Raw genomic sequence first — 25,956 nt, forward strand, 5'->3', positions numbered from 1 at the left:
TGATTTTGAGTGGGGGGAGCATGGTCTTCAAACCTTTTTGGAGAAATTTCATCCGCCCCCCTCTGGTCGGTTTGACTTATTAAATGCCGGTAGTGTCAAAGTGAAGGTTGGCCGAGTTTTCGGGCGTGACCGCCTGCTGAAAATGACAACCCGGAAAAATGATGACCTTTGACACCAATCTGAAGACCCGCGTATTATGCGCAAAGGACGTTGCTGCGTTCTTGGGTAAGTCTGTTGACTGGGTCTACGACCATGCCGAAGAAATCGGTGGCGTCAAACGTGGTGGGTCATGGTTCTTCCCGAACGAGGATGATATCTATGACCGTCTATTTCAAAGCCGGGAAAGGGTACCGGTACGATTTCATGGTGAAGGGGATGCGCCACACCAAGGCGCGGTTCAAGACGAAACGGGCCGCAAAAGCGGCGGAAGCAGAAAGAAGAAAGGAAGTAAAAAGACAGTTGGCAATGGCAGCCCAGGGCGACATGGACTTACTTGATATGTTGAACCTGCGGCTTGATTACCTCCTTGAGCGAGCATACTCGGATTCGCATTACAAGAAGACCAAGTACGCCGCCCAGCGCTTGCTGGATTACTTCGGCAAGGTGCCGTGTTCTGCCATAACACGCATGAAGGCCGACGAATTCCTGATGGCAGTGGTGAGGGAGAGCACTCCGGTCGCTGGCAACAATGACCTGAAGGTTATCCGTGCGGCGTTCTCGTGGGCCATGAAGCGGGGCCAACGGTTCATTCAGGACAATCCCTTCGCGGGCCTGGAATCGTTCCCCAGCGACAAGCCCAAGGAAAGGAAACGCACTCCCACGAGCGAGGAGTTGGACCGCATCATCGAAGCGGCCAGGCCGAAGCACCGTCCCTACCTGTGGGTGTTGCGCGAGACCATGACTCGAAGCATCGAAGTGCATCGGCTCACCTGGAACCGGGTCAACTTCGAGGAACGATACATCGAGCTGGAAACGCACAAAAACCGGAACCGGGAACCGGTGCTGCGCCAGGTGCCGATGACGGACAAATTGTACGAAGTCCTTTCGTCACTGTACGCTGACCGTGACCCCGGCAAGGAATGGGTCTTCTGGCATCGGTATTACAATGCCGATACCCGTCGGATGGAAGAAGGCCCATACAATGGTGGCAGGCACAAAATGCTCCAAACCACCTGCAAGCGGACCGGGGTGAATTACTACACCTTCCACCGCTTCCGGGCATCGGGCGCATCCGTCATGGATAACAACGGAGCATTGCTTCCCGGCATCCAGCGCGTCCTTGGTCACGCTGACCGGCGAAGCACGGAAATCTATCTGGAAAAGCTCCGTGACGTGGAACGCGACGCCATGGACGTCTACGAAAGGGAAAGCCGCAAGAGGGGTGACAAAGTCGCCTAGCAATTTCGCACACGCGGTTCACACACAAACACCAAACGGGTTGCCGACGTCAGTCGACAACCCGTTGAAAACAGGAGAGAAGAGCCTATAGTCACACACAAAGGTCGTGGCTATTTCAAAGGGGCCCGCCCCTTTGGCCGCCGGAGGCAAAACCACCCGACCATCCTTTCAAAAGCGCCCCGCTCAGCGCATACGAATGCGCGCCGCGTTCAACCGCCCGTCCATGTATTGGGCCAGTGCGGCCACGGCCTGATCCGAGGTGCGAAAGGTGCACAGCCCGGCCTCCTTGAGCCGGTCCACCAGCGGATCATACTGGCGGCCGCCGTCCACCACGCCGATGACCGGGGTGTCCAGAACCGGCAGCAGTTCGGCCATGAGGGCGGCGATGGACCGCTCGTTGTCCATGGTCAGGGGGGCATCCGGATCGGCCAGGGTGCGCATGACCGGAGACAGGGGATCGAGCCCGACCACCACGGCGTCCACGTTGGGATCAAGCGCCAGCAGCCGAACGGCCTCGGCGTGAACCCGGTCGTCTGCGGCCGGGGTGATGTCCAGGGGATTGGTCACGGTGACCAGCCCGGCCAGCCGGTTGGCGGCGACGAGTTCGCCGAGGGCGCGGCAGGTGGCCCCGGTCAGCGGAGCCAAGGTCATGGAGTAGTCGTCCGTCTGGATGGAATCGGCCATGCCCACGGCCTCGAAGCCCGCGCCGGACACGGCGGCCAGCCTGTTGCCGCCGATGGTCTTGCCGTTCAGCCGTTCGGCCAGCAGGAAAAGATTCTCGAACTGGGTGAAGGAGTGGGCCACAATGGCTCCGGCCTGGCGCACACAAGACTCGCAGACCGCGTAATCCCCGGCCAGGGAAGCGGTATGGCCGCTGGTGGCGGACTTGCCCTCCGGGGTCCGGCCCGCCTTGTAGAAAACCACATCCTTGCCCTTGCGCACCGCCCGCCGGACGGCCCGGCAGAAACCAAGCCCGTCCATGTCGTTGAACCCTTCCGCGTACACGGCAATGACGTCCACGTCGTCGGCCTCGCTGAAGTGGGAGACCATGTCGCCGAGGGTCAGGTCGGTCTGGTTGCCCATGGAGACCATGTAAGCGGGATTGAGCATGGGGCACTGGGAGAGCCGGGTGAGCATGAACGCCCCGGACTGGGAGATGAAGGCCGCCCTATGATGTCCGCCCGGAGCCAGGGGAGGCAGCTTTTCCTCGGGGATGAACCAGGTGTCGTACCGGCCGGGCCTGGAGACGACGCCCATGCAGTTGCCGCCCAGGAAAACCGGCCCGCCGCCGTCGGCGTGAGCCGCATCAATCCGGGCGATGACCTCGGCGGCGCGCTCGCGGCTTTCCCTGGTCTCGCCCAGGCCGCCGGGAATGAGCATGACCGATTCGGCGCAGTCCAGGGAGACGAGTTCGTCCACTAAGGCCGGGACCTGCTCCGCGCCCACCGCCACCACGAAAAGATCGAGCCGCCGATCCAGAGACTTCAGGTCCGGGACGCAGGCCACTCCGTCTATCTCGGTCTCGCCCGGCTTGACCAGACGCACGTCCTCGGCCGGGAATCCGGCTTCGAGCACGTTCTTGAGGATGATCCGCCCGAAATTCATGCGCGAGGCCGAAACGCCGATGATGCCGATGGACGACGGCTTGAGCAGTTGGGCGATCTTGCCCACCGGACGGGCGGCGCGCACTGATCCCTTTTCGGAAAACCGGCACAGCCCGTCCAGGGGGACCATGAGGTAATCGGCGTAGGCGAACGGATTGATCTCCAGCTCTTCGATGTGGAACGGCGCGTCCGGATTGTCCGGGGAATAATGGTTGGCCATGTCGATGAACGAGGAAAAGCACTCGATGAGCTGCTCGTCGGTGACGATGCGCCGCTGCCCCCGCGTCAGCCCGGCCAGCTTGCGATAGGAGATGGTCCGGCGGAAAAGCTCGAAAAAGCGCACGCCGTCAGTCAGGGCCGTGGAGGCTATGGTCACGGCCTGGCCCTTGCGAAACCGCTCGGCGTACAACTCGGTATCGGTCCCGCCCAGCCCGGCGGTGATGACCATGCCGAACTCGCGGGTCCGGCGGATGCCCACCAGGAGCTCGTTGCCGAAGGCCGTGGAATCCGGCTCCATGAACTGGACCATAAGCACGCCGCGCAGGTCCCGGGCCACGGCTGAAACCAACGGCTCGCCGCGCAATCCCCGATACGGACCGGGCGCGGAGCCGGGGTCGCGCTCCAGGGCGGCGGCGAAGTTCTCGGGAACCTCGTAAAGCATACGCCGCATGGCCGAACGGATGGCGTCCGGGCGGTTCTCCACCACGCGGACCCCGCCCGCCTCGGTTTTATGCACGATGGTGGGCGAAACGATTTTAAGGACAACTTTCCCGCCGGGCAGGACCGAAAGCTGTTCGTCCGAGAACCGCCCGGCCCTTTCCAGCAGTACGCACCGGGGCGGAGTTTCCGCGCCCGAGGCCTTGAGCAGGTCGTAGACCTCATACTCGAACAGGGAGTGGCGTCCCTGGGCATGGGCCTGCCCGAACAGGGTGTCGATGGCCTCGAAATTGATCTCCACATGGACCGAACCAAAGGCATACTGGGCATCCGCCATGCCGCTCTCCTGTTCCCGGGACGGGGCGAGCCCGCCCGGCTTATGGTTTTCCGCACGCGCCCCGCCTGTCCGCCACCTCGCCGTAGCGGGGATGGAGAACGGTCGCGGTCGCGGCAGGAGCCTACCCCGGCCGCGAGAAAGAGTCCACCCGGAGCGGACTCAGAGCCATCTCACCGAGGGCTCCTGACGTGGCGGGACGGCCGTGTACCGCCGGGCGGGATGACCCAGCATGAGCGCGCCGTACACCGCCTCCCCGGCAGCCACGCCGAGGAACTCCCGCACTCCGTCGTTGTGCGCGGCGGCGGCCACCAGATAGCCGCACCAACACGCGCCCAGCCCGGCGCCAGACACGGCCAACTCCAGATAAGCAGTGGCGATAACCCCGTCCTCGCGGGGGGTGATGCCCCGTTGCGGACCGACGGCCACGGCCAGGACCGGGGCGTTGCGGCAGATGAGGTCCATGCCGTTGTCCCAGGCCCGGACGATGCCGGGCAGGTGCAGGGCTGCGGCCAGAGGCGTGTCGGCCTCGGACTCGGCACGCATCCAGGCGGCGACGGCCCCGGCCGCACCCGCCACCTTGTCCGCGCCGTGGGCCACGACCCAACGCGTGGGCCGGGCGTTATGGCCGGACGGGCAGTACCCGGTCACGGACAGAAGCCGATCCAACAGGCTGGCGTCCACCGGCTCGTCACGGAAAGCGCGCATGGAACGCCGCCCCTTGAGGAACTGCTCGGCCTGGTCAAGGGAAATGCGCAACCCCTTGTCGAGGGGGACGCTCCCGGCCGCGAACCGATCCAACCGGATGGCGTCCGCAGGACAGACCGCCATGCAGTGCCCGCAATCCAGGCAATACGCCTGCTTCTTTTCGTGGGGTTCGGGCAGACCGCCCTTCTCGAAGACAATGCACCCCGCCGGGCAGTCGGCGGCGCACAGGCCGTCCCGCTTGCAGCGGGTCTCATCGATGGTGAACAACGACATTTATTCTCCTCCTTGGAATGGTCCGCGCAGTGTGACCGCCCGTACCGCGGCAGGCAAGCATTGCGTTGACCGGCAAGCCGTTTTCCCGTATTTCCGTGCCACGGGCAGGCTAAGGAATAACGCCCCACACGCGACAGTTCGACCGGCAAACGGTCAATTCATACAACGAGGTTTCCCATGAGCACCAAACCCGAAGCCCCTGAAAAGGGCAAGGACTTCATTCGCCAGATCATCGACAAGGACATGGAAAACGGCACCTATCACGGCCGCGTCCACACCCGGTTCCCGCCTGAACCGAACGGCTACCTGCACATCGGCCACGCCAAGTCCATCTGCCTCAATTTCGGGCTCGCCCGCGATTACGACGGGAAGTGCAACCTGCGCTTCGACGACACCAACCCGGTCAAGGAGGACGTGGAATACGTCGACTCCATCCGCGAGGACGTCCACTGGCTCGGTTTCGACTGGGACAATAATTTCTATGCCTCGAACTACTTCGAAAAGCTCTATTACATAGCCGAACTGTTCATCAAGATGGGCAAGGCATACGTGGACCACCAGTCCGCCGAAGAAATTCGCGTGAACCGGGGAACCCTCAAGGAACCCGGCAAGAACTCCCCCTACCGCGACCGGACCGTGGAGGAGAACCTCGCCCTGTTCCGCTCCATGCGGGCGGGCGAATTCGGCGACGGCGAGTGCATCCTGCGCGGCAAGATCGACATGGCCGCGCCCAACGTCATGCTGCGTGACCCGGCCCTGTACCGCATCAAGCGCGCCCACCATCACCGGACCGGCGACACCTGGTGCATCTACCCCATGTACGACTTCACCCACGGCCTGTCCGACGCCATTGAGGGCATCACCCACTCCATCTGCACTCTGGAGTTCGAAAACAACCGCCCACTGTACGACTGGTGCGTGGACACCCTCATGGAAGGCCTGAAACAGCCCGAACTGTTCGGCGAGAACGCCGCCCTGTACGAGGAGCTGGCCGGACTCCCCGGCTTCACCGACCGCCCCAGGCAGTACGAATTCGCCCGGCTGAACATCACCGGCACCGTGCTTTCCAAGCGCAAGCTCATCCAGCTCGTCAAGGAAGGATACGTCACTGGATGGGACGATCCCCGTATGCCGACCATCTCCGGCTTCCGGCGACGTGGCTTCACCCCGGAATCCATCCGCGACTTCTGCGACCGCATCGGCGTAGCCAAGGCGGATTCCATGGTGGAATACGCCCTGCTCGAAGCCTGCCTGCGCGAGGACCTGAACAAACGCGCCCCGCGCTACATGGGCATCATGGACCCGGTCAAGCTGGTCATCGAAAATTACCCCGAGGAGCAGGAGGACGTCTTCGAAATCGCCCTGAACCCCGAGGACGAATCCTACGGAACCCGCAAGGTGCCGTTCACCCGGGAAGTCTGGATCGAGCGCAGCGACTTCATGGAGGAGCCGCCCAAGAAATTCTTCCGCATGGGACCGGACCGCGAGGTGAGACTGCGCGGGGCGTACTACGTCAAGTGCACCGGATACGAGAAGGACGCGGACGGCAACGTCACGGAAATCCGCGCCACCTACGATCCCGAATCCAAGGGCGGCTGGCTGGAAGGCGGCCGCAAGGTCAAGGGCACCCTGCACTGGGTCTCGGCCAAACACGCCCTTGACGCCGAGGTGCGCAATTACGGCCCGCTGTTCAGCACGGACAACCCCAACGTCCCCGAGGAAGGCAAAACCTTCGTCGACTACGTCGACCCCGATTCCCTGGAAGTGCTGTCCGGCTGCAAGGTGGAACCGGCCATGGCCGACATGGAAGCGGGCGCGAACTTCCAGTTCGAGCGCACGGGCTACTACTGCGCCGACTGGCGCGACCACAAGCCCGGTCAAGCCATGATCTTCAACCGCACCACCACCCTTCGTGACACCTGGGCCAAAATCCAGAAAAAAACGAATTAGAACTCGTTAAAAATATCCAAAGAAAAGGCCGCATTACGCGGCCTTTTCTATTTATTACGCCAATTATTCCAAAAATATCCAGGTTAGTCCTTGACATTGATTGTTCAATCAATCTATAGCTGGATCAACGACTGATTGCACAATCAATCGATACAAGGAAACAACGACATGACCAAGAAGGAAGCCATACTCTGCGCCGCCCAGGAAGCCTTTGGGCAACTGGGATTCCACGCCGCCACCGTCAAGGACGTGGCTGGCCGCGCCGACGTTTCCTTCGGCCTCGTTTCCCACTACTTCGGCAGCAAGCAGGATCTCTTCCTGGCCGCCGGATTCGACATGGCCGACCGGCTGATCCTCTGTCTGCACGAAGCCACAGCCAAGGCAGAGACCGGCATTGAGGCCATCCGGGCCTACATGTCCGCATATTTCGATTTTACCGAAGAGCACAGGACCGGCTTCCCCGTCCTGTTGCGCTGCTCCCCCTTCAGCCACATGGAGCCCGGTGTCGACGGCGCCAAGGTGGCCGAGAAGTTCAGCATTTTCATTGACGAGCTCAAACGCTGCGTCGCCCTCGGCATCGAGGACGGCACGATCCGTTCCCTCCCCCTGGAACAGACCGCACTCATCATCTACGGCAACATCGTCGGCTCGGTCCGCACCAGCCTCCTGTCGCCGTACGAGTCCAACAACCTCTTCGCCGAGACCATCAACCACGTGGAACGCAGCATAACCGTCCTCTCCAACGAGATCGCCGTCGAGAACGGCATCCCCATGGAGCAGGCAAACGCGTCGAGAACGGAATCAAGAGCGAGGTAGACACCATGTTCAAGAATCTTACCGCCGCAAGAATCATCGAGATCGTATTGGGCAGCCGTGCATGGCTGCAATACATAGACTCCTTCAAGTCCTGGTCTGAAGACTGGGCAACAAAACAGCACCCTTAGTCCCGAACGAATCAACACCTCCTAAGGCGCACAGAAATGGACCGCAACCCACACCTGACAGCCTGACAGATACGTTTCGGACACCCCGGCAATGCCGGGTATCAGGGAGCCGCGCCAGCGGCTCCCTTTTTTTTCGCCCTATTCTGACTGTCGCATTTGCGGCACTTTTGTTGCACCATGTCGCGTTGCGCGACACTTGCAACATCAATGCGACATGTCCAAATACAGAATGCATTTTATAGGATTGCTATAACTATTGAATAATCCTGATTATAATAAAAATAATAAGAGAATGGCACACTGGTTGCTAGTCATGGGTAGCGTTTCGCCAACAACCATATCAAACGCAATGCGGGAGGGCATGATGTTTGAAAAAAATGTGACCAAAGTCGTTCAGGACTGCATCCTCGACAGTGGCATCCAGGCCAAGGTCGTGGCTCAAAAGATCAACAAGCCGTATTCAACCCTGATGCGTGAAATCAACCCCTTCGACGCCAGTGCCAAACTGGGAGCCGAAACCCTGCTCGAAATCATGAAGGTGACGCGGGATGTGCGTCCGCTCCAGTTCATGGCGTCGGAGATGGGGTTCAGCCTAGAAACGGGCACAGCCTAGACCTTTTTCAACCGATTTTCAGCCGGGCCTCGCGCCCGGCTTTTTTTTGGGGAGGAAACAAAAGCCCGCGACTGCCGCGGAAAAGCGTCTGACTCCTTGCCAAGATCATGCGTTCGGCTTAGAAATACAAAGGTATTCTCCAACCAGAGGAAAGAGCTGAACACATGATCCAACAATCCAGAGCCCGGCTTTCCAGGGCCGACTCTCTCAGCCGACGGGCAAAACTGGCCCAGATCGCCTTCATCTCGGTCATTGTTCTGGCTTTTTCCTGCGCGCTCGTCCTGTTCAACGGCTACCGGCTCCATGTCCGCCTGTCGGATCGGGCGGACAGCATCGCGCACATGGCCCGGACCAGTCTGGCCACGGCGGTCTGGCAGGTCGACTACGCCTCGGCCCGCGACTTCATCGACGCCGTGCTCGAAGACGACACCGTGGCCTTCGCCCAAGTCGTCACCGGCCGGGAGATCATGGCCTCACAAAGCCGCCCGCGCTTCACGGGCCATGACTTCGACTACTTCGCCAACGACCATAGGTTCATCACCAAATCCGTCGAAATCCGCAAATACGGCGACTGGATAGGCTCCTTCAACCTGGCCGTTTCCACCGAAGGGTACGTGCAGGAGATGGTTATGTTCGGAGGGCTGACCTTCGCCTTGGCCCTGCTCCTGATCCTGACCCTGACCCTGGCCGCGGTCCGCTACATGCGCAAACACTTCCTGGCCCCGCTCATGGATCTCGAAGAGTCGGCCACGACCATCGCCGACGGCAATCTCGACGCGCCCATCGATACTTCGGCCTCCAATGAGCTGGGCAGCCTCGCCCGGGCCATCGACGACATGCGCCAATCCGTGCGCCACCTGATCCGCGACCTCCAGGAGGCCAACGCCAAGCTCCAGAATCACCAGAACATCCTGGAGAGCAGGGTCAAGGAGCGCACCGAGGAACTCAAGAGCAAAAACGATTCCCTGAACAGTGCCCTGGACCAGGTGCGCCGGGCCAAGAAGGCCGCCGACATGGCCAACGCAGCCAAAAGCAGCTTCCTGGCCTCCATGAGCCATGAAATCAGGACGCCCATGAACGCCATCCTCGGCATGGCCGACATCCTCTGGGAAACGGAACTCTCCGAGGATCAGGCGCGTTACGTGGACGTCTTCCGCACGGCGGGCGAGAACCTCCTCGAAATCCTGGACGACATCCTGGACCTGTCCAAAATCGAGGCTGGCCACCTGACCCTGGAGCGGACTTGGTTCTCCCTGGACGACATCCTGGACCGCTCCTGCGGAATCATCCGGAACAAGGCCGCGCAAAAAGGGTTGAACCTGACCTGCACCCCCTCCATGAATGTGCCCAAACGGCTGGAGGGCGACCCCACCCGGCTGCGCCAGATTCTCTTCAACCTGCTGGGCAACGCGATCAAGTTCACGGATTCGGGCTCGGTGGCCCTGAACGTTGAGCAGGCGTCCAACGACGGCAAGACCGCCCTGCTGCATTTCTCCATCTCCGACACTGGCGTCGGCGTGTCCGGCGACAAGCTCGGGGCCATATTCGAAGCTTTCACCCAGGCGGACAGCTCGACCACACGCCAGTTCGGCGGCACGGGCCTGGGGCTGGCCATCAGCAAGGAGCTGGTCCACATGATGGACGGACGCATCTGGGCCGAAAGCACCCCGGGCAGAGGAAGCACCTTCCATTTCACCGCCCGATTCGGCACCGCCCCCAGAGCGGAATCCCCCGCGCCCGAGCCGCAACCGGCCGCCGAGGACACCCCGTTGCCCCCTCTGGACATCCTCATGTTCGAGGATTCCCGATACAACGCCTTTGTGGCCCAGACCTACCTCGAAGACACGCTCTGCGGCCTGACCGTGGCGGAAGACGGCAAGTCCGGCGTCGAGCTTTTCAAGAATGGAGACTTCGACCTGATCCTCATGGACATCCAGATGCCGATCATGGACGGATTCGAAGCCACCCGAAACATACGCGACTGGGAACGCGAGCAGGGGCTCGCCCCCACACCCGTGGTGGCCATGACCGCCTTTGCCATGGACGAGGACGCCCGGCGATGCTTTGAAGCGGGCGCGGATTACCATCTGCCCAAGCCGGTCAAGAAGAGCGCCCTTTTCGACATCATCCGAAAACTCGCAGGCGAAAGACCTGGCCGGTCCGGGAGTGAAGACCATGCGTGATTTCCGCCTGCTGTGGTGCCACGGCTCCCTGAGCCGCCCATGGGGAACCAAAAGCATGGCCCTCGCCGAGACGGCCCTGAAGATGGGACTGAGCATGGAAGGACCGGACTTCAGCGACCTGGACGACCCGGACAGCAGGGTGGCCCGCCTGACCTCCATCCTGGCCGAAGACGACCGGCCCGCCATCCTGGCCGGTTCGAGCATGGGCGGATACGTGGCCGCGGCCGCCTCCATGACCGCCGACGTAACAGGCCTCTTCCTCCTCGCTCCCGCCTTCTACCTGCCGGGCTACGCCGTGCACGTCTTTTCCAACCTGCCCGGCCCCGCCACCGTAATCCACGGCTGGAACGACGATGTGGTCCCAGTGGACAACGCCATCCGCTTCGCCCGCACCCACAAGGCCGCGCTCCACGTTCTCGCAGACGGACATCGACTGGAAAATTCCACAGCCGAACTTTGCGCCCTGTTCGCCCGCTTCCTGGCTTCCGCCACCGCGCCGGACGCACCGGGTCGCCCCTAATCCGCTCTCCCGGCCACACGCCCGACCGCCCGACGCCCACTTCCCTCCCGACAACCGACTTGCTCCACCATTTCAAATCACGTTGACGAAAACGGAAAAAAGGGGCTAACTTCATTTACTAGGCAGAAAATCCAACATGTGGGGGGTAGACATGTTCGAGAAGAACCTGACCAAGAAAATGCAGGACCTGGTCCTGGACGGCCACATCCCGGCAAAGGAGGTGTCCCGGGCGATCAAGAAGCCCTATTCCACGCTGCTTCGGGAGCTCAATCCATTTGACGCTCATGCCAAGCTCGGGGCCGAAACCATGTTCGAAATCGTCAAGGCGACGCGCAACATCTCAATCCTCGAATTCATGGCCCGCGAAATGGGCTACACCCTAATGCCGCTCGACGGCATCAGGCGGGTGGAACGCGGCAGCAGCCCCCGTCTCTCCCGCGAACGGGAAACGACCATGTAGGCGACCGGGTGCCGCCGCTTCCGCTGACCCGGGCGTCACTGCCGCGCCCGGTCAGCGGGTTCGATCCCGGCTTCCGGACCCCTTTCATTTTGACTTTGCCCATCGATTGGTTTTTACTGTCGTGAGCAATCAAACGCTCCAAGGAGGAAGGGCATGGCCCAGGATACTTTCAAGAAAGCACTCGCCGTCGGTCGTCCGCCGAACGTCGTCAAGAATTTCCCCAACTCGCAGGCGCTCATCGTCAGCGGCAAGGTCGTCGACCGCGCCATGCTGGCCAAGGGCCAATGCATGACCATCGCCGCCAACGGTCGAAACATCTTCGTCATCGAAGGCGCGCTCCGTGCCGCGCAGAAGGCCAACGCCGCCATCATCATCGAGATCGCCCGCAGCGAATCCACCTACTGCCCGACCACCCTGTGGAACGTGGCCCGGCGAGTGGACTACCTGTGCAACAAACTCGGCATCACCATCCCCGTAGCCGTGCACGCCGACCATTACTTCATGAAGAAGTGGGAAGACGTGGCCGTGGCCAAGGCTGAAATCCCGTCCGTGTTCGACTCCGGCGTTACCTCGATCGCCATCGACGCCTCGCACATGACCGACGATCTCAACCTGCTCGGCAACCTCGCCGTGTCCCCGTCCATTCCGGCATGGGCCGGTTACGAGACCGAAATCGGCGAGATCAAGGGCGAATTCGGCCTGTCCAGCCCGGTCGAGGCCAAGTACCTCATCCAGGGCCTCAACGCCCACGGCCTGTGCCCCGACTGGATCGCGCTGAACAACGGCACCACCCACGGCATCGAGGCATCCGGCGAAGGCATCCAGGTTGACCTGACCGCCGAAATCCACAAGGCGCTCACGCCTTACGGCACCTCCGGCGCACAGCACGGCACTTCCGGCAACGATTCCTCGCGACTGCGCGAGATCGCCGCCAAGACCGCCACCACCAAGGCCAACGTCGCCACCGCCCTCCAGATGATCGCCTGGGGCGTCAAGGTCAACGAGTTCGGCAACGCCATCATGGACGGCGATCACTTCGCCAAAGTCCCCGGCCAGGGTCTCGATGACGCCCTCTGGGACGAGATGGTCGCCTACGCCGACGCCAACGGCATCACCGGCGGCAATTACAAGAAACTCAACATCGTCTTCGAACGCCGCTGGCTCGGACAGAGCGAATCCATTCGCGAACGCATGGCCGGAGCCGTCGAGGATTTCACCTACGACCTCCTCGTCAACGTGTTCAACGCCAAGGACACCGCCCCCATCGCCTGCGACCTCATCCTCGAAGCCGGTTCCTACGACCTCGGCCCCAAAGCCGAACAGTTCGAAGACCCCGCCGAATGGACCGAAGAAAAAATCAAGGCCCGCGCCACCGAAATCGACACGGACAAAGGCCCCCACGGCGACTTCGACGATTAATCGCCGCATAGCGCAAACAAAAAACCCGCCCGGATTGATCCGGGCGGGTTTTTTTGTCTTTTGCCTCCGGCGGCCGGGGGAAGAGGAGAGGGAAACCCTTTGAAAAGGGCTTTCCCTCTCTCTTCCCCGAACCCCCATCTCCTCTCCCTTCCTAAACTTTTTATCGCCGCTTCGCGGGGAAAGGCTCCGGTGTGGAGGACTTCGGGGCTTAAGATATTATGCGCTTCGCCGAAGGCGACACAGGGATTCCAAAGGGGGCCCGCCCCTTTGGCCGCCGGAGGCGAAATCACTCGACATCGCCGCCAAAGGCGGCTTCCGGTCCCTTCCCCCCCGGCAATCAGCCCGGCGTTGCTAGACGTTGAACAGAAAGTGGACGACGTCGCCGTCCTTCATGACGTACTCCTTGCCTTCCACACGGAGGACGCCTTCGGCGCGGCATTTAGCCTCGGAACCATACTTGACGAAGTTGTCGTAGCTGATGACCTCGGCGCGGATGAAGCCGCGTTCGAAATCGGTATGAATCACGCCTGCGGCGCGGGGGGCCTTGTCGCCGTCGTGGATGGTCCAGGCGCGGACTTCCTTGACTCCGGCGGTGAAGTAGCTGATGAGGCCCAGGGTATGGAAGCCGGTGTGAATGATCTGGTCCAGGCCGGACTCGCTGATGCCGTAGGACTCCAGGAACTCCTGGTAGTCCTCATCCTCAAGGCCAACCAGTTCTTCTTCCATGCGGGCGGAAATCTTGACGAACTCGGCTCCGCGCTTTTCGGCCAGATCGCGCACGGAACGGATGTAGTCATTGTCCTCGGTCAGGCCGTCCTCGTCCACGTTGGCGCAGTAGATGACGTTCTTGGCGGTGATGAGGCGAAGTTCGGCGAGCAGTTCCGGCAAAGCCTTAAGGTCGCTCTCGAAGGTGGATGCGGGCAGTCCCTGGTCGAGATGGGCCATGAGCTGCTTGCCCGCCTCGATCTTCGGGGCCAGTCCCTTGTCGCCCTTGAGCATCTTTTCCATGCGCTCGATGCGATTTTCCAGCACCTGCACATCGGCGAGGATCAGCTCGGTCTCGATGGTCTCGATGTCGCGCAGCGGGTCCACGGAATTGGCGACGTGGATGACGTCGTCATCGTCGAAGCAGCGGACCACATGCAGAATGGCCTGGGTCTCGCGGATGTTGGCCAGGAACTTGTTGCCCAGCCCCTCACCCTTGCTCGCGCCCGCCACCAGACCGGCAATGTCCACGAAGTCGACCGTGGAGTTCTGCACCCGCTGAGGATTGACCAATTCGGCCAACACATCCAGCCGGGCGTCCGGCACAGGGACCACCGCCTTGTTCGGCTCGATGGTGCAAAACGCGTAGTTCGCGCTCTCGGCATTCTGGGCCTTGGTAAGCGCGTTGAAAAGAGTGGACTTGCCCACGTTGGGCAGCCCGACGATACCTATACTCAAAGACATGGAAACTCCCGGAAAAAAAGATTGCCGGATATCATTCCTCCGGCGAGGCACACTCCTTACCCGTCTTCCCGCCTTGAGGCAAGTCGGGGAAAGGGCCTTCGGCGGCCGGGGGAAACGAACGGGAAAGGCTTACCGGGAGAATTTGTGTTTCGTTCTTATCATGGCCGCGTATGCAATTGTTTTTCCGATATTTTCGCTACCGCCTTGCGTAGACGGCCACGCAAAGGGAACTCTCTTTCAAAAAAAGGATTTTTGGTTACGATACGCCGGGCGGAAATTTATCGTCCACGTCCCGTCGGTTGTGGGCTGATCGCGCAAGGGAAACGGCGCGCTTCCTTGCGAAAGAAACGCGCCGTTATTTTTTTTCAACGGGTCGGTGGCCGCTGGCGTGCCGGAATAAAACCTCTGTCCGCCGTCCGACTCCCGTTATCCTTGGGGCCGTCGGGCCTCGACGGTCTTGCCCGGCTTCAGCTCAAAACACTCACCGAATATTTCCACGGGCACGACCTTGTCGCCCTGATGGAAGGCCGTCATGTTCACGCGGTCCTGCTCGATAACGAGATCGAACCAGATGGACCGCCAGATGAAGGACAGCCGCATCTCCCCCCAATGCGCGGGCGGATCGGGGTCCACCTTCATGGGCGAGGACGAGAGGTTGAGTCCGGCATAATCCTGCTTGAGGACCTCCAGGGTGCCGGCCATGACGCCGGTGTGGATGCCTTCAACTGTGGTGCCGCCCTGGGTATCCCGGATATCGGATTCCATGGCCTCGATGAACCAATCCCAGGACACGTTGCTCGGGTAGATGTACTTGGCGATGACGGCGTGAACCACCTTGGAGAGCGTGGAGCCGTGGCTGGTCCGCTTCTCGTAGAAGTCATAATTATCCTTGAGGAGCTTAACAGGGTCTTTTACCTCATGGCCGAGCTTGCGCAGGATGCGGGCCACCTCTTCGGGTTCGAGAATGTACCAGGTCATCAAGGTATCCGCCTGCTTGGCGACCTTGTAGTTGTCGGGCGAATCGCCCTCTGCCTTGAGGATGCGGTCCATGCGGTGGATGGAGTAGAACCGCTGGCGGTAGGAATCCCAATCCAGCTCGGGCAGATCCATGTAGCCGTCGAACTGGCTGACGATGCCGTCCTCGGTCACGATAACGTTGAGCTTGGTGGTCATATCCTGCCACTTGGCGATCTCCTCGTCGGTCAGGCCTATGCGCCCGGTCACCTGCTTCCGAATCTTGGGCGGCAGGCTGTCGAGGATATCCAGCGCCTTCTCCAGGAGCCAGACGGTCATGATGTTGGTGTAGGCGTTGTCGCGCACACCCGGCTTGTTCTCACCCGGAACCTTCTCATGGAACTCGTCCGGCCCCATGACCCCGTCGATATGGTACTTGTCCGAAGCTCCGTCATAGGTGGCGATGTCGCCCCAGAACCGGGCGATGTCGAGCATCAGCTCCGCCCCGTATTCGCGCAGGAACGCCTGGTCACCGGTCCAGGCCACGTATCGCCAGGCGTTGACAAACACGGCGATGGATACGTGCCGCTGGCGGCGCGACAGGTCCGGCCCCCAGTTCTTGGACTCGGGGTTGTAATGTACTTCCTGGGTCTCCTCGCTGCCGTCGTCTGCGGTCTGCCAAGGGAACATGGCCCCGACGCAGCCGTTCTCCCGGGCGTACTTGCGGGCCGCGTCCAGACGGTTGTAGCGGTACATGAGCAGGGCCTTGGAGATGTCCGGGAAATTGGCATCGAAGAAGGGCAGGATGTAGACCTCGTCCCAGAAGATGTGCCCCCGGTACGCCTCGCCTGAAAGTCCCCTGGCGGGCATTCCCGCGTCGCGGCCCACGTTGTGCGGGCTGGCGGTGACCAGCAGGTGATAAACGTGCAGCCTAAGCACCCGTTGCACGAAACGGTCGCCCCTGACCCGGATATCGGCCTTCTGCCACAGCCCCTTCCAGAACTTGACGTGAGGACCATGGACCCCCTTGAAAGTCTTTACCGACTTGAGGCCGTCCAGACACATCTCGCGGAGGTCGCCGGGCTCGCGGTCAAGCGAAGTCCGCACGAAGACGAACTTCTCCAGGCCGTAGCAATGATTTTCCTTGACCTGGACACAGATTTCCTCGGAGACCATGGCCCTCTCCTGAACCACATCCTTGCGCGTGTCGATGGGTTTACCGTCCTCCAGCATCCGGGTCTTGGCGGCCATGACGATCTGATAGCGCGAATGGGACGTCTCCACGTGCAGATAGATGCCTTCGCCGCTCTTTCCGCCGCCCACCCGGTTGAGGTGGCGCGTGTTCAGGCTGGCGTAACGGGCCACGCCCTCGTTGCCCACGTTGCCGTCCAGTGATGAACGGAAGGTCAACTTGGCCGAATAGTTGAGCGGGGTGAAATCGAATTGCAGGGCAAGCAGATGGGGCTCGGACATGGAGGCCACGCGCCTGGAGGAAATACGGGAGATGCGCCCCACTTGGTCGCGGACAACCATATGGCGTTCCATGACGGCCTCGCGCATGTTCAACCTATGGGAATAGCTCAGTATCTCCATGGCCAGCGGCGAGACGAACTCCCCGTTGCCTATCTTGAAGGACACGGGCAGCCAGTTGGGGCAGTTGACCATGTCGTTGTTCCATATCTCGCGCCCCTCCACATCGCTGGGGGTCTTGTTGAAGATGCCGGAGATGTAGGTGCCGGGATAGAAATAATAGGACGAGCACTCGCACTCATAGGCTCCACGCGTGCCGAGATATCCGTTGCCCACGGTCGTCAGCGTCTCGCGCAGCTTCTCATCGCCCGGCTCGAAGCCGTGGTAGGAGAGGAACCACTCGTCCGTGGCCATGCCGGATTCGAACCATTCGATGAGATCGTCCACGGTGATCTCGCCCAGGTCGGACACGACCATGTCCGCCCCGAACCGCTTGAGCATCTCCCCGCCGATGTTCCGGGCAACGCCCAGGGTCAGGCCGAAATTGCCCGCGCAGCCTGCCTGGACGCCTGAGATGGCGTCCTCGACGACCACGCATTCGTTGGGATTGAGGCCCATCTTTTCGGCGGCGGTGACGAAGATGTCCGGATCGGGCTTGCCCTTGAGATCAAGCTCGGCCGAGACCAGGCCGTCCACGAAGACATCGAAGAGGTCCGTCAAACCGGCCAGATCAAGAACGAGCATCCCGTTGCGGCTGGAGGTCGCCAGGGCCACGAGCACGCCGTTTCGCTTGAGGTCCTTTATCAGGGCCACGGAGGTGTCGAAGACCTCGGGTCCTTCCTCCTTGAGAATCTCCTGGAAAAGGACATTTTTTCTGTTGCCGATGGCGCAGACCGTGCCGAAGCCGGGCGGGTCCTCGGGCGTGCCCGGATCGAGGCGGATGTTCCGCGACTTGAGGAAGCTCAGCACACCCTCGAAGCGCGGCTTGCCGTCCACATAGTTCTGGTAGTCGTTCGTGCGGTCGAAGGGCTCGAACGGAGTGCCGGTCTCCTCCGCGTGATGCTTGAGGAAATCGTTGAAAGCGGTTTCCCACGCCTGGGCGTGCACCTTTGCTGTCCGGGTGACGACGCCGTCCAGATCGAAGACGACGCCCTTGAGTGTGATAGCTGCCACGGATCACTCCTTGAATTTATGATTCTCCGGCGTCCGGGTCACAAGGTACCCAGAATGGCCACGAGCATGTCCGGCTCCGGCACGATAAGCGCCGCATCGGTCAGGCCGGTCACCCGCTCCGCCAACTCCTTCTTTTCTGTTACGAAAATAGCCCTGGCATCCGGCGAAAGGCCCAGGGCCGTTTCGAGCATGGGCACGTCCGACGCCGTGTCGCCGCATATCAGGCTGGCCCCGTCGGCCAGGCTCAGGCCGAGCTCGCTATCCAGGAACTTCACGCCGTCGCCCTTGTCGAAATCCTTGAGTCCTTCGCCCTCGGTCTCCACGGTGAGAATGATCTCCACGTCCAGCCCGGTGTCCTCGATGCGGAAATTCCGCGCCCCGGGGTCCAGCTCGGCGGTCAGCGATTCGAGAACGGCCAGGAACCCTTCGGATTCCGCCTTGTCGATGGAGCCGTTGATGTCCTGGCGGGCCACGGTGGACTGGCCGAACTTGAACTGAAGGCCCGATCCGATAAGGGTGAATTTCTCGTATTCCGGCCGTCCGGTCAGTTCGGTCAACCGGGCGTTGAGCCCGTCCATGGCTTCCTGTTTTTCCGGGGATATGGCCAGCCGCCGCACCCCGCCCTCGCGGTCCAGGCACTCGCGCCCCTTGGAGGCGGCGTAATAGAACTCGCCGTCGGGAGAGACCGAGATGCGCACCAGCCCGTCCAGGGGGGCCGAGGTCAGAATGACCGGCCTGCGCACATGGGCGCGGGCGAACCGGGTCAGAAAGACCGCGTTGTAGACGGACTGGATGGAGGTCAGGTAGCGGGCGCAGTAGTTGTTGACGGTGCCGTCGCGGTCGGAGACCAGACAATTCAAGTCCACGCCCCGAAGCAGCTCCCGGCCACGGTCCACATGGTCGTCGAAGCCGGGGTGGAAGTCGCCCAGCATCTCCAGGAAGGTTTCCTCGCCCTCCTCCAGATAAAAGATATCCTTGCGGGCCTCGTCGATCTCGTAGCTCATGTCCAGACCGATGGTCCGGCCGCCGCCGAGCGAAAGCCGCTTCCTGCCGTCGATCTCCTCCACCGCTTCGAGGGAAGCCAGGAGATTGGACAGCGAGGCCGTGATGTCCCCGTCGACGGGCCGCCCTCCTACGAGATCGGCCACCGCCCGCCGCCGGACCTCGCGAGAGGCAGCCATGAGCGCGTAGAAATCCTTCAGCGTCTTCAGTTCAACGAGATCGATCCCGGCCATCATGCCTCCTAGCTAATATTCGAAACGCACGGTGTAGTTGACCGTCTTCCCCTCTCCGTCTGCCGAGGGGGTGACGTCCTTCAAGTCGAATTCGATAGTCCCAGCATCCTTGGCCGTGTACGGCGTGTCCGCGTTCAGGATGGTCCACTGCCCGGAAAGGGAATCCTGAAGCCTGATGTCCCGGGATTCGGCCGAACCGTTGCGCACCGTGATTTGCCAGCCGACCTCGGCGGCGTTCTTGCCGATGCGCTGAAAACTCGTCTGCACACGCTCCACGTTGACGTCGAAGGACCGGCCGATAACCAGCCGGATTTCCTCGCCGACGGCCGAGTGCCCGAGCCGAGCCTCTCCCGCCAGGAGCTTGGCCCCGTCGGACGCGGGCATGAACACGCGCACCACGCCCGCCGGCATGGGCCTGCCCAGCTTGCCTTGTTCGGTGTTGGCAAAAATCAGCGTCGACTCAACGGGCTGGTTCAGCTTGCCCGCGAGCCTATTCGGACCGCTATGAAAACGGCTCGACAGCTCTGTCTTCACCGGAATGTTCGAGGCCGAGAACAGCCCGACCTGCTTGGAACCGGAGGCCGGAATGGAAACATACCGGCCCGGATCATAGACGTGATATGCCGAGAAGCTCTCCTCGGCGGCAGAAGCCGGGGCAGGAGCCGCGTCCAGGCTGACGGCCTCGGACATCATAACATTGGACCGGACCATCATCTTGCGGGCGGAGACGCGCCCCACTTCACCGGCCACGAGGCGCAGGTCCGCGCCGGGAAAGGCATGATTCGAATTGTTTGAAACCGTGGCCCATGCGTCCAGGTCCGCGGCCGCGCCCGACTGGGTCACGGTCAGATTGTAATCGGCCCGCCAGTTCATCCCGCCCATGAGATAGCTGAGGGCCACATTCTTGCGCCCGGCCACAGTGCTGCGCGTGGTCAGGGTCAGGCCGGGAGCAGCGTCGAGCCCGGCGGGCATCTCGGGCAGGAGCACGGCTTCGTAGGAGCCCACGTAGACTTCGTTGCCCATGGCGAAGATAGGCCGTCCCGCGTTGGAAAGGAGCTTGGCCTTGCGCAGGATGCGCGCGTTGGCGTCCGCCGGATCGGGCAGGATCACGGACAGCTCCTTGCCGATATAGGCATCGAGCAGGTTGTCGACGGTGATAGGGCGATAGGAGTACTGAATGTCCTCAACCTTCATGTCCGGGGCGGTGGCCCGAATGGACGACGGGTCCACGGTCTCCGGGATATCGGTGAAGACGACGGCGGCGGCGCCTTCGGGCAGGGTAACCACCCGGGACTCGGTCACCTGGGCCTGTCCGGTGTTGTATATGGCCACGACTGAACCGGCGGCCTGTGCGGCGCCTGAATTAAATGCGGTAAAAAAGAACGCGAAGGCGAGCAGCAGGGCAAGGGAAAAACTAGGCCGATTCATTCGGTCCTCCAAGGTTGGTTCGGGATTGCATCGCTACAAATTACCAATGACTAGCCTTGAAGATACACGCCCCGTTCCCTTTTTGCAAAAATATAACAAAGAGTATCACCAGCCCAACCGCAAGGCGATCGATCACCCGGCAAGGCGCGCCACAAGCGGGATTCCAACAGCGCGATCGAATGAACAACGTATCGGTTCATGTATTTGTCATCTCGCCATCTTCCCGAATATCTGGTATCAAATCCTACGCATGAAGATTATCATTATCGAAGAATCAAAAACCGCCGCCCTGGAGCTTACTGAAATGCTTCAGAGCGCGGGCCACACGGACGTATCGGACGTCGAATCGCTGGACCGCGCGCTACGCGCCATGCAACGATTCGCTTCCGGGGAAACGCCCGTGGACCTTGTGCTCATCGACCTGGACAACCACGACACAGATGGCATCGCCGCCATCCTGACCGTCAAATCCCACCGCGAATTCGAAGACATCCCGATCATCGCCATCGCCGAGAACGACGACTCGGGCGAACTCGACCGGGCCTTTGCGGCCGGGGCCTCGGACTACATCGTCAAGCCGGTCGGCCGCACCGAGCTGCGCGCAAGGGTTCGCTCGGCCCTGCAACTCCGACGCGAAATGGTCAAACGAATGCTCCGCGAACGCGAGCTTGAACGACTGGCCCGCAAACTGGAACGCATGTCCAACCAGGACGGACTCACCGGCCTGGCCAACCGCCGCTGCTTCGACGACACGCTCATCCGAGAATGGGTGCGCAACGGCCGCGAGGACAACCCGGTGGGGCTGCTGATGATCGACATCGACCACTTCAAATCATACAATGACGCGCTTGGGCATGTGAACGGCGACGTCTGCCTGCGACACGTTGCCAACTCCATCCGCTCCGCCACCAACCGCCCCGGCGACCTTGTGGCACGCTACGGCGGCGAGGAGTTCGCCATCATCCTGCCAAACACCGACTTCAACGGTGCGTTGGTCGTGGCCGGGAACATCCACGCCAACCTGTCAAAAAACAGCATCAGCCATCCCGCTTCGCAAATTTCCCGGAGCGTGACCGTGTCCATCGGCGCGGCCGCTGTCGTGCCCACCTGCGGTTCCACGCCCGAGCACCTCATCCAGGCCGCCGACACAGCCCTTTACCAGGCAAAGCAGTCAGGAAGGAACCGCACGGAATCCGTCTCCCTCCCCGAGCCGGACATGGTCCGGCAATAACCGGCCCTTTCCCGCCCCTTCGAACGAAACGCCACCCCGCGAGCCAGCAAATCGGACAACGGAACAAGACGCTTTCCGAACAGTTTTCGACATCGCCAGAAAAACACGGAACAACCTGCTCTGTCTCCCCCCTGTCTCCCCTTCGGCGTTGTCGAAGACATGGGGCCGCTCCGCGCTCAATATCCACTCCACATATCCACGGCCCGCTCGAATCACAGATCACCCCCGCTCGAATCGCCGTCCCGCGCCCCGCGCGACCACGCAAAAAAGCGGAGGGCCACACGCTCCGGGGAAAAGCGCATGGCCCTCAAACAGGGATGATGAACGGCCGCCCGCAAGGTTCGGACGACCGTGAGGAACTATCCGACAGGCTTATCGGAGAAAATGGATGGACAAGTAGCTGCCGCAACAAGGACAGACCTTGACCGGATGGTACTTGCCGTCGTCGTCGCGGATGACCGCTTCCCAGGGGATGAATCCGTCAAGGGTGTATTGAACCATCAGCCTGTGACCACACTTGCAAAAACGCTCCTGCATGACCTCTTCTCCTTTGCCTTGTATCGCGTCAAAAGGCGCGTGTCGTTCTTATTGACTCAACGTGATTATTTAATAAACAATACACGCCTTTTGTGTCAACTATTATTTTACACCTTGTTGTCCTTTTCAGCACACTTTGTTCTCATAACAAATCCTTCGATATTTCACCGACATACAAAAAAGCCCCCGCAGCACGACTTGCTGCGGGGGCTTTTCAGCCAATATGAATACGGCTAGCGGTATTCCCGGGACGCCCACAAGACCTGGCCGATGACGCGCACATTGTCGAGCTCGTCGCCGGACAGATGGACGGGAGAATAGTCCACGTTGTCGCTGCGCAGCACCAGAGTCCCGGGCAAACGCTCCACGCGCTTGACCATGACCGTATCCTCCACGCCCACGGCATAGATGCCGCCGGACAGGACGTCGGTGCGCGACTGGTCGATGAGGACCATGTCGCCTTCCTTGATCTCGGGCTCCATGGAGTTGCCGATGACTTCCATCAAGACCATGTTCGCAGGGTTGCCTCGGCGTTTAAGCCAGTCAGACCGGAAGGAATAGTACCCCTCCACCTGCCCCTCGGTCTCAAAGGAGCCGCCGCCGGCGCAGAGCCGGGCGCGCACCTTGGGAACCTCCTCGTAGAAGGCACCATCCTCGGCGGCCGCGGCCAGGGCCGCCTCGGGCCGGGAAAACCCCTTGCCCTGCTCCAGCCACAGCGGATTGAGCCCAAAACGCGCGGACAGATCCAATATCCAGCGGGCGGGGACCGAATCCTTGCGCTTGGCCAGGGACACCGCCGCCCGTCCCACATCCAGCTCGCGGGCCAGTTGGGACTGGTTCCTTATCTCCGTCTCGGAACAGAGTCTCGTGAAAAACGCTTCAAATCCGTTGCTCATTGTTGCGCCTTGGTTAATGTATGTTGCTGAACAAATGTTTACTATCGATTAACCACATTGTCAACCGCTGAAAACGTTTTTTCCACCGCTGCCGAGCAAAGTCGCCGAAAGCGGCAAAAACGCCTCCATCCCGGGGTTTCCCGGGCACAAGCCTGTTGATAACATTGCAAAAAAAGGAAGATTCGGCAGTAAAGTCAGGAACGCCCTGGAAAAACCTGACCGCGGCGGGCTGGCTCCCGTTCACGTCATCCCCGGGCTGTCGGCGCGGGCCGCCTCGCGACGGCCCACAACCTTTTGATTTTTTTAGATAAGGTCCTTGTAGTCCATGGCGGCTGCCACCACGGACCGAAGGCTGAAGTTAAGCTCCAGCCGTTCGACGCTGGCCTCTTCCAGGACAACCTCGACGGTCTGACCCAGGTAGAAGGATTGGCCCGTCCGCTCGCCCACGAGCATCTCACGCTGCGGCCAATAGGTATAGTAGTCGTCGTCCATGGAGGACAGCCGGATAAGCCCTTCGGCCATGACCTCCTTGAGTTCCACGTAGAAGCCGAAGTCGGTGATGTGCGAAATGACCCCGTTGAAGGTCTCGCCCACCTTGTCGCGCATGAACAACACGGTGACGCGCTTGAGAATCTCGCGCTCGGCGTCCATGGCCACCCGCTCGCGACTGGACAGATGGTTAGCCACGTTGAGCAGCTTTTTGCGGCCGGGAACGGGCACGGGCGCGCCATCCCCCTCCTTGAAGGCCGCCTTGACCAGACGGTGCACGACCAGATCCGCGTACCGCCTGATGGGCGAAGTGAAGTGGGCGTATTCCTCGCTCGCCAGGCCGAAATGCCCCTCGTTGTCGGGCGAGTATTTGGCCTGCTTCATGGAACGCAGGAGCATACGGTTGACGATGTACTCCTTGTCCGTGCCCGTCATGGCGGCAACCAGCATCTGAAGCGACTTGGGCGTGATCTCCTTGGGCATGACCACGGACTTGTCCGTACGCGACAGCAGCCGGAAGAGATTCTTGAGCTTTTCCTCGTCCGCCGGGGGGTGGATACGGAACAGGCAGGGCAGATCGCGCTCGATGAGGAACCGGGCCACGGCCTCGTTGGCCGCGATCATGAACTCCTCGATGAGCTGGTGGGCGAAATTGCGCTGCTTGGGCCGGATGTCCGAGGTCTCGCCGTGCACGTCGAAGAATATCTCCGGCTCGGGCAGGTCGAAATCCAGGGAGCCGCGTCTGGAACGCAGACGGTTGATCTTGCGGGCCAGCTCCTCGGCCAGTTCCAGCATTTCGAGCACTTCCGGCTCCATCCCGTTCCGGGCCTCGGCGATCTTCTCGATAACCGCGTCGCGGACCTGGGAATAGGTCAGCCGGGCGTGACTGCGGATAACCGCCGGAAAGACGTCGGCCTCCCGCGTACGGCCCGTCTCGTCGGTGTCCATGCGCACAACCACGGTCAGGCGCGGTACGCCGGGGTTGAGGGAGCACAGCCCGTTGGACAGACGCTCCGGGAACATGGGTTCGACGGACCGGGGGAAATAATAGGAGTTCCCGCGCTCAAGAGCCTCGCGGTCCAGCGGGGAACCCTCGGGCACGTAGTGGGACACGTCGGCGATGGCCACCCAGAGCCGGTAGCCCTTCTTCAGCCGCTCCACCAGGACCGCGTCGTCGAAATCCTTGGCCGTGGCCCCGTCAATGGTCACGAAGGGCTTGTCCATCAGGTCGCGGCGGCCCTCGAAGTCCTTGCGGGACGGCTCGACCGGCAGCTTCTCGGCCTGGCCCGCGGCCCCGGACGGGAACCGGGTGCGGATGTTGTGGTTGGATTTGACCAGGGCCTCCTGCACGGCGATATCGGTCTCCTCGCCAAGCCGCTTGGTTATCTCCCCTTCCCACATGGTCGGGTCGATGCGCTCGCCGGGCGCGCACAAAACGATCTCACCGGGCTTCACCTTGATGGATGCGTCCTTGGGCATGGCGATGATACCAAAATTGAGCCTGGGGTCGGAAGGACGACAGAGCCACTCGCCGCCGGTCATCTTTTTGATGACCTTGACGGGCAGGACCTTGCGGCCGCGCTCCAGGATGCGCACGACGCGCCCTTCCGCGCTGCGCCCGGCCTTGGCTTCGCCCACCACTGAGACCACCACGCGATCGCCGTGCCAGGCGTCGTTCAGGTCCCGCTGGTTGACGAAGATATCCTTGCGCCGCGAATCCTCGGGCACGACGAAGCCGAAGCCCTGACGCTGGATTTCCAGCCGCCCGGTGATGCAGTGCATGGACTCCGCCAGGCCGTAGCCCCTGCGGATGCGCACGAGCTTGCCCTTCTGGACCAGCTCCTTGAGCAAATCCTTAACCAGCGCCTTGTCCTTCTTCTTGAGGCTGAGCCGCCGGATTACCTCGGCCCTGGACATGGGCCGCTTCACTTCCTTGAATAATTTGAGCAGGGCCGCCCCGGACAAGGGCGGCGTCGAAGGCCTGGGTTGGCTTCGTTTCTTTTTAGCCATTATAGTCTCCTTGGCGGAGAT

General features: G+C 61.4%; 19 protein-coding genes. 10 read left to right on the forward strand and 9 right to left on the reverse strand.

Features of this window, described 5'->3' with window-relative positions:
• The first annotated feature begins 158 nt into the window (after positions 1-158).
• Entirely contained in the window at positions 159-497 is a 339-nt protein-coding gene (locus tag LF599_RS14825; protein WP_279521310.1) for a helix-turn-helix domain-containing protein, read from the forward strand.
• Positions 484-1,398, forward strand: a complete 915-nt coding sequence (locus LF599_RS14830) for a tyrosine-type recombinase/integrase (RefSeq protein WP_279521311.1) — start codon at positions 484-486, stop codon at positions 1,396-1,398. Before LF599_RS14825 ends, LF599_RS14830 begins: the two co-directional genes overlap by 14 nt.
• A gap of 183 nt (positions 1,399-1,581) precedes the next feature.
• Here LF599_RS14830 and LF599_RS14835 read toward each other — a convergent pair whose 3' ends face one another.
• Positions 1,582-3,996, reverse strand: coding sequence for an acetate--CoA ligase family protein (locus LF599_RS14835; RefSeq protein WP_279521312.1), 2,415 nt, complete (start codon positions 3,994-3,996; stop codon positions 1,582-1,584).
• A gap of 159 nt (positions 3,997-4,155) precedes the next feature.
• Positions 4,156-4,974, reverse strand: a complete 819-nt coding sequence (locus tag LF599_RS14840; protein WP_279521313.1) for a nitroreductase family protein — start codon at positions 4,972-4,974, stop codon at positions 4,156-4,158.
• A gap of 177 nt (positions 4,975-5,151) precedes the next feature.
• Between LF599_RS14840 and LF599_RS14845 the strand changes: the two genes are divergently transcribed.
• From LF599_RS14845 to LF599_RS14875, 7 genes are all read left to right on the forward strand, one after another.
• On the forward strand, positions 5,152-6,924 hold the full coding sequence (locus tag LF599_RS14845; RefSeq protein ID WP_279521314.1) for a glutamine--tRNA ligase/YqeY domain fusion protein: 1,773 nt from the start codon (positions 5,152-5,154) through the stop codon (positions 6,922-6,924).
• Positions 6,925-7,092: 168 nt separating this feature from the next.
• The gene (locus tag LF599_RS14850; protein ID WP_279521315.1) at positions 7,093-7,740 is read left to right on the forward strand and encodes a TetR/AcrR family transcriptional regulator; all 648 of its coding nucleotides are present in this window, start codon (positions 7,093-7,095) and stop codon (positions 7,738-7,740) included.
• A 489-nt stretch (positions 7,741-8,229) separates the two neighbouring features.
• Positions 8,230-8,481 (forward strand): phage regulatory CII family protein, encoded by a 252-nt coding sequence (locus LF599_RS14855; protein ID WP_279521316.1) that lies wholly within the window; start codon positions 8,230-8,232, stop codon positions 8,479-8,481.
• Between the two features lie 164 nt (positions 8,482-8,645).
• A complete protein-coding gene (locus LF599_RS14860) occupies positions 8,646-10,664 on the forward strand; it encodes an ATP-binding protein (RefSeq protein WP_279521317.1) in 2,019 nt (672 codons plus the stop codon).
• Entirely contained in the window at positions 10,657-11,184 is a 528-nt protein-coding gene (locus LF599_RS14865; protein ID WP_279521318.1) for an alpha/beta hydrolase, read from the forward strand. The genes LF599_RS14860 and LF599_RS14865 overlap by 8 nt, the downstream gene beginning before the upstream one ends.
• Before the next feature lie 151 nt (positions 11,185-11,335).
• A complete protein-coding gene (locus tag LF599_RS14870) occupies positions 11,336-11,644 on the forward strand; it encodes a phage regulatory CII family protein (protein ID WP_279521319.1) in 309 nt (102 codons plus the stop codon).
• 153 nt (positions 11,645-11,797) lie between these two features.
• On the forward strand, positions 11,798-13,063 hold the full coding sequence (locus LF599_RS14875; protein ID WP_279521320.1) for a class II fructose-bisphosphate aldolase: 1,266 nt from the start codon (positions 11,798-11,800) through the stop codon (positions 13,061-13,063).
• 351 nt (positions 13,064-13,414) lie between these two features.
• Here LF599_RS14875 and ychF read toward each other — a convergent pair whose 3' ends face one another.
• From ychF to LF599_RS14895, 4 genes are all read right to left on the reverse strand, one after another.
• Complete coding sequence (ychF, locus tag LF599_RS14880; protein ID WP_279521321.1) at positions 13,415-14,512, reverse strand: redox-regulated ATPase YchF; 1,098 nt, start codon at positions 14,510-14,512, stop codon at positions 13,415-13,417.
• Positions 14,513-14,938: 426 nt separating this feature from the next.
• Positions 14,939-18,109, reverse strand: coding sequence for a beta-phosphoglucomutase family hydrolase (locus LF599_RS14885; RefSeq protein ID WP_279521322.1), 3,171 nt, complete (start codon positions 18,107-18,109; stop codon positions 14,939-14,941).
• 38 nt (positions 18,110-18,147) lie between these two features.
• Complete coding sequence (locus LF599_RS14890; protein ID WP_279521323.1) at positions 18,148-19,347, reverse strand: trehalose 6-phosphate synthase; 1,200 nt, start codon at positions 19,345-19,347, stop codon at positions 18,148-18,150.
• 9 nt (positions 19,348-19,356) lie between these two features.
• Positions 19,357-20,772, reverse strand: a complete 1,416-nt coding sequence (locus LF599_RS14895; protein ID WP_279521324.1) for a DUF4139 domain-containing protein — start codon at positions 20,770-20,772, stop codon at positions 19,357-19,359.
• A 250-nt stretch (positions 20,773-21,022) separates the two neighbouring features.
• Between LF599_RS14895 and LF599_RS14900 the strand changes: the two genes are divergently transcribed.
• Positions 21,023-22,003: a diguanylate cyclase gene (locus LF599_RS14900; RefSeq protein WP_279521325.1), complete on the forward strand. Its 981-nt coding sequence runs from the start codon at positions 21,023-21,025 to the stop codon at positions 22,001-22,003.
• A gap of 372 nt (positions 22,004-22,375) precedes the next feature.
• On the opposite strand, the gene LF599_RS14905 is transcribed toward LF599_RS14900, so the two are convergent.
• The 3 genes from LF599_RS14905 to rnr form a co-directional block, all read right to left on the reverse strand.
• Positions 22,376-22,540: a hypothetical protein gene (locus LF599_RS14905; protein ID WP_269943379.1), complete on the reverse strand. Its 165-nt coding sequence runs from the start codon at positions 22,538-22,540 to the stop codon at positions 22,376-22,378.
• Positions 22,541-22,773: 233 nt separating this feature from the next.
• The gene (locus LF599_RS14910; protein WP_279521326.1) at positions 22,774-23,436 is read right to left on the reverse strand and encodes a LexA family transcriptional regulator; all 663 of its coding nucleotides are present in this window, start codon (positions 23,434-23,436) and stop codon (positions 22,774-22,776) included.
• Positions 23,437-23,739: 303 nt separating this feature from the next.
• Positions 23,740-25,935, reverse strand: coding sequence for a ribonuclease R (rnr, locus tag LF599_RS14915; RefSeq protein WP_279521327.1), 2,196 nt, complete (start codon positions 25,933-25,935; stop codon positions 23,740-23,742).
• Between the last annotated feature and the right edge of the window lie 21 nt (positions 25,936-25,956).

The organism is Pseudodesulfovibrio thermohalotolerans, from assembly GCF_021353295.2.
GTDB classification, from domain to species: Bacteria; Desulfobacterota; Desulfovibrionia; order Desulfovibrionales; family Desulfovibrionaceae; genus Pseudodesulfovibrio; species Pseudodesulfovibrio thermohalotolerans.

Excerpts from the sequence above, each read along its gene's own strand:
- LF599_RS14825 (WP_279521310.1), top strand. The coding sequence starts at position 159 with ATGATGACCTTTGACACCAATCTGAAGACCCGCGTATTATGCGCAAAG.
- LF599_RS14830 (WP_279521311.1), top strand. The coding sequence starts at position 484 with ATGGACTTACTTGATATGTTGAACCTGCGGCTTGATTACCTCCTTGAG.
- LF599_RS14835 (WP_279521312.1), bottom strand. The coding sequence starts at position 3,996 with ATGGCGGATGCCCAGTATGCCTTTGGTTCGGTCCATGTGGAGATCAAT.
- LF599_RS14840 (WP_279521313.1), bottom strand. The coding sequence starts at position 4,974 with ATGTCGTTGTTCACCATCGATGAGACCCGCTGCAAGCGGGACGGCCTG.
- LF599_RS14845 (WP_279521314.1), top strand. The coding sequence starts at position 5,152 with ATGAGCACCAAACCCGAAGCCCCTGAAAAGGGCAAGGACTTCATTCGC.
- LF599_RS14850 (WP_279521315.1), top strand. The coding sequence starts at position 7,093 with ATGACCAAGAAGGAAGCCATACTCTGCGCCGCCCAGGAAGCCTTTGGG.
- LF599_RS14855 (WP_279521316.1), top strand. The coding sequence starts at position 8,230 with ATGATGTTTGAAAAAAATGTGACCAAAGTCGTTCAGGACTGCATCCTC.
- LF599_RS14860 (WP_279521317.1), top strand. The coding sequence starts at position 8,646 with ATGATCCAACAATCCAGAGCCCGGCTTTCCAGGGCCGACTCTCTCAGC.
- LF599_RS14865 (WP_279521318.1), top strand. The coding sequence starts at position 10,657 with ATGCGTGATTTCCGCCTGCTGTGGTGCCACGGCTCCCTGAGCCGCCCA.
- LF599_RS14870 (WP_279521319.1), top strand. The coding sequence starts at position 11,336 with ATGTTCGAGAAGAACCTGACCAAGAAAATGCAGGACCTGGTCCTGGAC.
- LF599_RS14875 (WP_279521320.1), top strand. The coding sequence starts at position 11,798 with ATGGCCCAGGATACTTTCAAGAAAGCACTCGCCGTCGGTCGTCCGCCG.
- ychF (WP_279521321.1), bottom strand. The coding sequence starts at position 14,512 with ATGTCTTTGAGTATAGGTATCGTCGGGCTGCCCAACGTGGGCAAGTCC.
- LF599_RS14890 (WP_279521323.1), bottom strand. The coding sequence starts at position 19,347 with ATGATGGCCGGGATCGATCTCGTTGAACTGAAGACGCTGAAGGATTTC.
- LF599_RS14895 (WP_279521324.1), bottom strand. The coding sequence starts at position 20,772 with ATGAATCGGCCTAGTTTTTCCCTTGCCCTGCTGCTCGCCTTCGCGTTC.
- LF599_RS14900 (WP_279521325.1), top strand. The coding sequence starts at position 21,023 with ATGAAGATTATCATTATCGAAGAATCAAAAACCGCCGCCCTGGAGCTT.
- LF599_RS14905 (WP_269943379.1), bottom strand. The coding sequence starts at position 22,540 with ATGCAGGAGCGTTTTTGCAAGTGTGGTCACAGGCTGATGGTTCAATAC.
- LF599_RS14910 (WP_279521326.1), bottom strand. The coding sequence starts at position 23,436 with ATGAGCAACGGATTTGAAGCGTTTTTCACGAGACTCTGTTCCGAGACG.
- rnr (WP_279521327.1), bottom strand. The coding sequence starts at position 25,935 with ATGGCTAAAAAGAAACGAAGCCAACCCAGGCCTTCGACGCCGCCCTTG.